An 8273-nucleotide genomic window follows, 5' to 3' on the forward strand; every position below is an offset into this window, starting at 1 on the left:
GTTCGGCGCGCACGCGGACGTCGTGACTCACGCTCGAGCGGTGTCGGGCGCCGGAGTCGTCAGAGCTTCTCGCCGACGAAGACCGTCAGCGCGACGAGCGAGTTGGAGTAGCCCCACTCGTTGTCGTACCAGGAGACGACCTTGACCTGGTTGCCGATCACCTTGGTCAGCTTCGAGTCGAAGATGCTCTGGTGCGGGTCGGTGACGATGTCCGAGGAGACGATGTCGTCCTCGACGTACTCGAGCACACCCTTGAGCGGGCCCTCGGCGGCGGCCTTGACCGCGGCGTTGACCTCCTCGACCGTCACCTCGCGCGGCGCCTCGAACGTGAGGTCCGTGGCCGAGCCGGTGATGACCGGGACGCGCAGGGCGTAGCCGTCCAGCTTGCCCTTGAGCTCGGGGAGCACCAGGGCGACCGCCTTGGCGGCACCGGTCGTGGTCGGCACGATGTTCTGCGCGGCGGCACGGGCGCGGCGGAGGTCCTTGTGCGGGCCGTCCTGCAGGTTCTGGTCACCCGTGTAGGCGTGGATCGTGGTCATGAGACCGCGCTCGATGCCGATCGAGTCGTTCAGCGCCTTGGCCAGCGGGGCCAGGCAGTTCGTGGTGCACGACGCGTTCGAGATGATGTGGTGCGCGGCGGCGTCGTACTGGTCGTTGTTCACGCCCATGACGAAGGTCGCGTCCTCGTTCTTCGCCGGGGCGGAGATGATGACCTTCTTGGCGCCGGCGTCGATGTGCGCCTTGGCCTTCGTCGCGTCCGTGAAGAAGCCGGTGGACTCGATGACGATGTCCGCGCCCAGCTCGCCCCAGGGCAGGTTGGCGGGGTCGCGCTCGGCGAGCGCACGGATCTTGTGGCCGTCGACGATGATGTTGTCGTCGTCGAAGTCGACCGACTTCGGGAAGCGGCCGAGCACCGTGTCGTACTTGAGCAGGTGGGCCAGAGTCTTGTTGTCGGTCAGGTCGTTGACGCCGACGACCTCGATGTCCGCACCCGACTCCACGAGAGCGCGGTAGAAGTTCCGTCCGATCCGACCGAAGCCGTTGATCCCGACGCGGATGGTCACGATTGCCCTCCTCAGGGCGCGCCGGTGGGATCCGGCGCACACGGTTGATGCCGACTTCCGCGCGCCACGTGGGGCACGCTGATGATTCACGTCGCGACCCGTGGGACCCCCGACGTCTTCCTCCGGGCGGTCAGCCTTGGGTCACGTCGTCGTCACCTGACGCCATGAGCCTATACCCGAACCGGTGGTGCCGCCGACCCTCGGCGTCCCCGTGAGACGTGTGGTCTGACCATATGGACGGCGACCGTCCGCGCTCCCCCACCGGGCGGACGGTGGCGCTGCCACGCCCGCCCGGCACGCCTCAGAGGTCGAGCAGGTCGGGGCTCAGGCCCGACTCCGTGTCCGGGATTCCCGTGTCGAGCGCCCGCTTGTCGGCCGTCGACAGGAGGCGGCGGATCCGGCCGGCGACGGCGTCCTTCGACAGCGGCGGGTCCGCCAGCTGGCCGAGCTCCTCGAGCGACGCCTGCTTGTGCGCCAGACGCAGCTCGCCCGCCTGGCGCAGGTGGTCCGGCACCTCGTCGCCGAGGATCTCGAAGGCACGCTGCACGCGGGCGCCGGCCGCGACCGCCGCCCGCGCCGAACGGCGCAGGTTCGCGTCGTCGAAGTTCGCGAGGCGGTTCGCGGTGCCCCGGACCTCGCGACGCGCGCGCCGCTCCTCCCAGACCTCGCGGGTCGCGACCGCACCCATCCGGCGCAGGATCTCGCCGATCGCCTCGCCGTCACGCACCACCACGCGGTCCACGCCGCGCACCTCGCGCGACTTCGCCTGCACGCCGAGGCGGCGGGCGGCCCCGACGAGGGCGAGCGCCGCCTCCGGTCCCGGGCACGTGACCTCCAGCGCCATCGAGCGTCCCGGCTCCGTCAGCGAGCCGTGCGCGAGGAACGCGCCCCGCCACACGGCCTCCGCCTCGGCGACGCCCGCAGACACCACCTCCGGCGCGAGGCCACGCACCGGGCGTCCTCGGGAGTCGAGCAGCCCGGTCTGGCGGGCCAGCGACTCGCCGTCGCGCACCACGCGCACCACGTACCGGTTGTTCCTGCGCAGGCCGCCGGCCTGCACGACGATCAGGTCGCTGACGTGCCCGTACAGCTCCGTGATCGACTGTCGCAGCCGTGCCGCTGCCGCCTCGTCGTCCAGCTCCGCCTCGATGACCACGCGGCCGGAGATGATGTGCAGCCCGCCGGAGAAGCGCAGCGTCGCCGAGACCTCGGCCTTGCGGCACGACGTCCGGGTCACCTTGATCCGCGTGAGCTCGTCCTTCACCTCTGCCGTCAGCGCCATGGCGTCATCCTGCCACGCGCGGGAAGGAACCTCGGCGCAGGCCGGAACGGCTCAGACGTCCCCGTAGACGCCCTCGAAGACGTCCCGGTACGCCGCGGCGAGACGCAGCGCGTCGTGCCGGGCCGAGCCGTCGCCGCGCCGCACCTGGCGCATGAGCAGCCGCGCCCCGAGCATCCCTGCGGCGTCCGCGAGCTCGTCGACGTCCTCCACCGCGGACGGGTCGGCGAGCACGGCGTCCACGCGCAGGTCCGGGGCGTGCCGGTGCAGCGCCTCCAGATGGTCGGTGGCCGTCAGCCCCTGCGTCTCGCCACGCTCCGCAGCCAGGTTGAGCGTCACGCAGACCCGCGCATCCGTCTCGTGCAGGGCCCTGGCGAGCTCCGGGACCAGCAGGTGCACCAGCACCGACGAGTACCAGGACCCCGGGCCCAGCACGACCCAGTCGGCGGTCCGCACCGCCTCCACGGCCTCCGGGCAGGCCGGTGGGTCCTCCGGCACGAGCCGGAGCTGCTCGATCCGCCCCCCGGTCACCGCCACCCGTGACTGCCCGACCACGGTCTCCAGCGTCGCCGCGCCGTCCCGCCGGACGTCCGCCTCGACCACCAGGGGGACGGACGCCATGGGCAGCACGCGCCCGCGCGCCCCCAGCAGGTTCGCGACCCAGTCGAGCCCGGTCACCGTGTCGCCCAGCAGGTCCCACAGCGCCACGATCATCAGGTTGCCCATGGCGTGCTTGTCGAGGCTGCCACCCGACACGAACCGGTGCTGCAGCAGGTCGCTCCAGGTGCGCCCCCACTCCGAGTCGTCGCACAGCGCCGCGAGCGCCATGCGCAGGTCGCCCGGCGGCAGGACGTCCAGCTCGTCGCGGAGCCTCCCGGACGAGCCGCCGTCGTCCGCGACCGTCACCACCGCGGTGAGCCGGTCCGACATCAGCCGCAGCGCGGACAGGCTCGCGTACAGGCCGTGACCGCCGCCGAGCGCCGTGACCGCGAGCGCCCCCTGGCTCTGGGCCGGCGTCGTCACTCCTTCCCCAGGTCGCGTGCGGTGAGGGTGACGCGCTGCCCGGCGTCGCGCAGCCGCTGGGCGATCTCGCCCGCGATCGCGACGGACCGGTGCTTGCCGCCGGTGCAGCCGACGGCGATCGTCACGTACCGCTTCTCCTCCGCCAGGTACCCGGCCAGGACCGGCTCGAGCGCGGCGACGTAGCGGTCCACGAACTCCCGCGCCCCGGGCCGGTCCAGCACGTACTCCCGCACGGGGGCGTCGCGGCCGGTCAGGTGCCGCAGCTCCGTGATCCAGTAGGGGTTCGCCAGGAAGCGCACGTCCACGACGTGGTCGGCGTCCAGCGGCAGGCCGTACTTGAACCCGAAGGCGAGCACGTTGACGCGGAGCGCGTCGGGGGCTCCGTCGGCCACGGCGGCGCGCACCTCGCGGGCGAGGTCGTGGACCGACAGCTCCGAGGTGTCGATCACGACGTCGGCGCGCTCCTCGATCGACGCGAGCCGACGGCGCTCCTCGCCGATCCCGTCCAGGATCCGTCCCTCGCCCTGCAGGGGGTGGGGGCGCCGGACGCTCTCGTACCGGCGCACGAGGGTCTCGTCGCGCGCGTCGAGGAAGAGGATCCGGTAGTTCACGCCTGCTTCGCGCAGGTGCAGGAGCGCGCGGGTGAGCTCGGCGAAGTACTCGCGGCCGCGGACGTCGACCACCACGGCCAGGCGTTCGACGGACGAGCCCGCCCGCGTCATGAGGTCCACGAGCGGCACCATCATCAGCGGCGGGAGGTTGTCGACGACGAACCAGTCGAGGTCCTCCAGGACGCCGGCGGCCCGCGACCGGCCGGCCCCGGACATGCCCGTGATGATCAGCACCTCCGGTTCCGGCGACTCGGGGGCGTGCGTCGCAGCCTCGATCTCGGGGATGCCCTGCGGGACGGTGGTGGGCGACGGCTCGCTCATGCGCCCAGCATGCCAGTCGCCGGTCCGTCCTGGTTCGAGGGCGCGCTGCCCCCGTCGGCGGCGAGGGCCGCCACGACCGCCTCTGCCGTGCGTCGCCCCATCCCGGGCACCTGCGCGATCTCGTCCACCCCGGCCGCACGCAGCCGCTTCACCGATCCGAACGTGCTCAGGAGCGCCTTGCGGCGCGCGGGGCCGAGGCCCGGGACGTCGTCGAGGACTGACGCCGTCATGCCCTTGCTCCGCCGGCGACGGTGCTGCGTGATCGCGAACCGGTGCGCCTCGTCGCGCACGCGCTGGAGCAGGTAGAGCCCCTCCGACGAGCGCTGGAGGATGACCGGGTAGTCCTCGCCGGGCAGCCAGACCTCCTCCAGCCGCTTCGCGAGACCGCACAGCGCGACGTCGGTGACGCCGAGCTCGTCCAGGGCGCGCTGCGCCGCCGCGACCTGGGGAGGCCCGCCGTCGACCACGACGAGGTTCGGCGGGTACGCGAAGCGCTTGCGCTCCCCCGGCTCCTCGGCGGGCACGGGACCGGACCGGGGGCGGGCGACACCGTCCGGGCTGTCGCCCCCCTCGCGGTCGTCGCCGTCGTCGAGCTCCAGGTCGCCCGCCGCCAGCCGGTCCGCGAGGTACCGCCGGAACCGGCGTGTGATCACCTCGTGCATCGCCGCCGTGTCGTCGCGCGCGCCGTCGCCCTCGGGGCCGCGCACCGAGAACGTGCGGTACTCGCTCTTGCGCGGCAGCCCGTCCTCGAACACGACCATCGACGCCGACTGGTAGGTCCCCTGGGTGTGGGAGACGTCGTAGCACTCGATGCGCAACGGCGCCGACTCGAGTCCCAGCGCCTCCTGGATCTCCCGCAGCGCCTGGCTGCGGGTGGTGAGGTCCCCGGCCCGCCGGGTGCGGTGGAGCGCCAGCGCGTGCTCGGCGTTGGCGCGGACGGTCCCGGCGAGCTCCCGCTTGTCGCCGCGCTGCGGCACGCGCAGCTCCACCCGAGCTCCGCGCAGCCCGGAGAGCCACGCGGTCATCTGTGCCGGGTCGGGCGGCAGCTCCGGGACGAGGACCTCCCGCGGCACCGCGTCGCGAGCCTCGCGACGGGCGGCTGCGTCGGCTGCGGCGTCGGCGGACGCGTCCCCGGAGCCGTCCGCCGCGGCTCGCGCGTCCTCCACGGCGCCGTAGACCTGCTGGAGCAGGTGCTCGACCAGCTCCGCGTCCGTGACGTCCTCGACCTTCTCCACGACCCAGCCGCGCTGGCCGCGGATGCGCCCGCCGCGCACGTGGAACACCTGGACCGCCGCCTCCAGCTCGTCCCCGGCGAGGGCGAAGACGTCGGCGTCCGTCGCGTCGGGCAGCACCACGGCGTTCTTCTCGGTGGCGCGGCGCAGCGCCTGGATGTCGTCGCGCAGGCGTGCTGCCTGCTCGTACTCCATCGACGCGGCCGCCTCGTTCATCCGCGCGGTGAGGCGTCGCTCGAACCGCTGGGTGTCCCCTGCCATGAAGTCGCAGAAGTCCTGCGCGAGCTGCTTGTGGTCGTCGACGCTGATCCGCCCCACGCAGGGCGCCGAGCACTTGTCGATGTACCCGAGCAGGCAGGGCCGGCCCGTCTGGTGGGCGCGTCGATAGACCCCGGAGGAGCAGGTGCGGATCGGGAACACCCGCAGCAGCAGGTCGAGCGTCTCCCGGATCGCCCACGCGTGCCCGTAGGGGCCGAAGTACCGCGTGCCGCGCCGCTTCGCCCCGCGCATCACCTGGGCGCGGGGCACCTCCTCCGCCATCGTGACCGCGAGGTACGGGTACGACTTGTCGTCCCGGTACTTCACGTTGAAGCGCGGGTCGTACTCCTTGATCCACGAGTACTCGAGGGCGAGAGCCTCGACCTCGGTGCCCACCACCGTCCACTCGACGGACGCCGCCGTGGTCACCATCGTCTGCGTGCGGTGGTGCAGGTGCGCGACGTCCTGGAAGTAGTTCGACAGCCGCGCCCTCAAGTTCTTGGCCTTGCCCACGTAGATCACGCGGCCGTGCGGGTCGCGGAACCGGTAGACGCCGGGCGACGTGGGGATCTCCCCCGGCTTCGGGCGGTAGGTCGCAGGATCGGCCATGCCGTCAGCCTAGGTCAGGCCACCGACGACTCCTCCTGTCGACCGACCGCCCGGCCGGGGGCCGCGCTACTTCATCGTGCCGGCCGTGACCGACCCCTGGAGCTGACGCTGGAAGATCAGGTAGGCGATCAGCACCGGCACGATCGTCACCACGACGGCAGCGAACATCGCCCCGAAGTCGACCGCGTACCCGGCCGACGACACGAACGCCGCGAGGCGCTGCGAGAGCACGTAGTTCTCCGCCTGCGGGTTCAGCGCGATCGGGAGGATGAACTGGTTCCACAGACCCAGGAAGTTGAAGATCGCGACCGACGCCATGCCCGGCGTCGCCATCGGGAGCATCACCTGGAAGAACGTGCGCCAGTTGCCGGCACCGTCGATCGCCGCCGCCTCCGCGATCTCGTCCGGCAGGCCCCGGAAGAACGAGTACAGGAAGAACACCGTGAACGGCAGCGCGAACGCGACGTACACGACGATCAGCCCGGGCAGCGTCCCGAGCAGGCCGGCGTTCTGCAGCACGAAGAACAGCGGGACGATCGCCAGGAACACCGGGAACGTGAGCCCGGCGAGCATGAGGTAGTAGATCGCCCGCCGGCCGGGGAACTCGAACCGGGCGAGCACGTAGGCGCACATCGCACCGAGGAGCATGACGAGCACCAGGGCCGCCCCGACCACGACGATCGTGTTGACGAACGCCCGGCCGATCTCGGCGTCCACCCACGCGTGCACGTAGTTCGTGAACGACCAGTGCGCCGGCAGGGAGAACGGCGAGGCGAAGATCTCGGAGCTGGTCTTGAAGGAGCCGATGAGCACCCACACCATCGGCGCGATGACGAGGATGCACCAGATCACCAGGACGGTGTGCGAGACGCCGGCAACGACCTTGTCGCCGCCGCCGGTCCGCGCGGCCTTCATCCGCGGCTCGGCGGGCGCCGTCCCGGGCGCCACCTGAGTGTTGGCGGTCATCGACGGCCCCCTTCGTCCCGTCCGCCGGTCAGGCGGTTCACCGTGAACACCAGCGCGGCGAACACCAGGGTGACGATGGCCATCGCCACGCCCATGGCGCTGGCGTAACCGAACTTCCCCTCCGTGAACGCCGAGCGGAACAGCTGCTGCGACATCACGAGCGTGCTGTTGTCGGGCCCGCCCTGCGGGTTGAGCCCCTGGACGTAGACGAACAGGTCGAGCGCGATGATGCCGAGGTAGATGTACGCGGTCTGCACGTTGTCCCGGATCAGGGGGACGGTGATGGACCACGAGGTGCGCCACCGGCCTGCGCCGTCGATCCGCGCGGCCTCGTAGATCTCCGAGGGGACGCTCTTGATCGCCGCGATGAACAGCAGCATGTAGAACCCGACGAAGCCCCACACGACCACGAACATCGTCACGGGCATCGCCGTGCCGACGTTGCCCAGCCAGGCGAAGGACTCGAAGCGGTCGAGCCCGAGCCCCGTGAGGATCCCGTTGACGAGCCCGTTGCTCGGGTCGAGGATCAGGCGCCACATGATCGCGACCGCGATCGCCGGGATGACGTACGGGAAGAGCGAGACGACGCGGTAGAACCCGGACCCGCGGACACCGCGGACCTGCCCCTTGCCGGACCCGCCCACCGTGATGAGGATCGCGAACGCGAGCGCGATCGCGATGGTGACGAGCGGGATGAAGATGCCGAACATGACGCTGTTGCCGACCGCGTTGATGAACCGCGGGTCCTGCACGAGGGTGGTGAAGTTGCCCAGGCCGATGATGTTGAAGTCGGCAGTGAACCCCGACCAGTCGGTGAACGCGTAGAACACGGCCTGGACGAACGGCCAGATGACGAAGACCAGGAAGAGCGCCAGCGGGATACCCAGGCAGACGACGAAGAAGCTCACGC

The 8273-nt window shown here is 71.5% G+C and carries 7 protein-coding genes; all 7 read right to left on the reverse strand.

All coding sequences use genetic code 11. The features are described from left to right. Positions 1-59: 59 nt before the first annotated feature. On the reverse strand, positions 60-1064 hold the full coding sequence (gap, locus tag ACFT55_RS17120; protein ID WP_380245048.1) for a type I glyceraldehyde-3-phosphate dehydrogenase: 1005 nt from the start codon (positions 1062-1064) through the stop codon (positions 60-62). Between the two features lie 301 nt (positions 1065-1365). After that, entirely contained in the window at positions 1366-2346 is a 981-nt protein-coding gene (whiA, locus tag ACFT55_RS17125) for a DNA-binding protein WhiA (protein WP_380245049.1), read from the reverse strand. Positions 2347-2397: 51 nt separating this feature from the next. After that, positions 2398-3366 (reverse strand): uridine diphosphate-N-acetylglucosamine-binding protein YvcK, encoded by a 969-nt coding sequence (yvcK, locus tag ACFT55_RS17130; protein ID WP_380245050.1) that lies wholly within the window; start codon positions 3364-3366, stop codon positions 2398-2400. Then, positions 3363-4298 carry an RNase adapter RapZ gene (gene rapZ, locus ACFT55_RS17135; protein WP_380245051.1) on the reverse strand — a complete coding sequence of 312 codons (936 nt, stop codon included), beginning with the start codon at positions 4296-4298 and terminating at the stop codon, positions 3363-3365. The genes yvcK and rapZ overlap by 4 nt, the downstream gene beginning before the upstream one ends. Continuing rightward, positions 4295-6397, reverse strand: coding sequence for an excinuclease ABC subunit UvrC (gene uvrC, locus ACFT55_RS17140; RefSeq protein WP_380245052.1), 2103 nt, complete (start codon positions 6395-6397; stop codon positions 4295-4297). Before uvrC ends, rapZ begins: the two co-directional genes overlap by 4 nt. 66 nt (positions 6398-6463) lie before the next feature. Continuing rightward, a complete protein-coding gene (locus tag ACFT55_RS17145; RefSeq protein WP_380245053.1) occupies positions 6464-7363 on the reverse strand; it encodes a carbohydrate ABC transporter permease in 900 nt (299 codons plus the stop codon). Next, the gene (locus ACFT55_RS17150; RefSeq protein WP_380245054.1) at positions 7360-8271 is read right to left on the reverse strand and encodes a carbohydrate ABC transporter permease; all 912 of its coding nucleotides are present in this window, start codon (positions 8269-8271) and stop codon (positions 7360-7362) included. Before ACFT55_RS17150 ends, ACFT55_RS17145 begins: the two co-directional genes overlap by 4 nt. Positions 8272-8273: the final 2 nt, after the last annotated feature.

The organism is Isoptericola sp. NPDC057191, assembly GCF_042670225.1.
In the GTDB taxonomy this organism is placed as follows: domain Bacteria; phylum Actinomycetota; class Actinomycetes; order Actinomycetales; family Cellulomonadaceae; genus Isoptericola.

Coding starts and splice junctions, on each gene's coding strand:
- ACFT55_RS17145 (WP_380245053.1), bottom strand. CDS start 7,363: ATGACCGCCAACACTCAGGTGGCGCCCGGGACGGCGCCCGCCGAGCCG.
- whiA (WP_380245049.1), bottom strand. CDS start 2,346: ATGGCGCTGACGGCAGAGGTGAAGGACGAGCTCACGCGGATCAAGGTG.
- rapZ (WP_380245051.1), bottom strand. CDS start 4,298: ATGAGCGAGCCGTCGCCCACCACCGTCCCGCAGGGCATCCCCGAGATC.
- uvrC (WP_380245052.1), bottom strand. CDS start 6,397: ATGGCCGATCCTGCGACCTACCGCCCGAAGCCGGGGGAGATCCCCACG.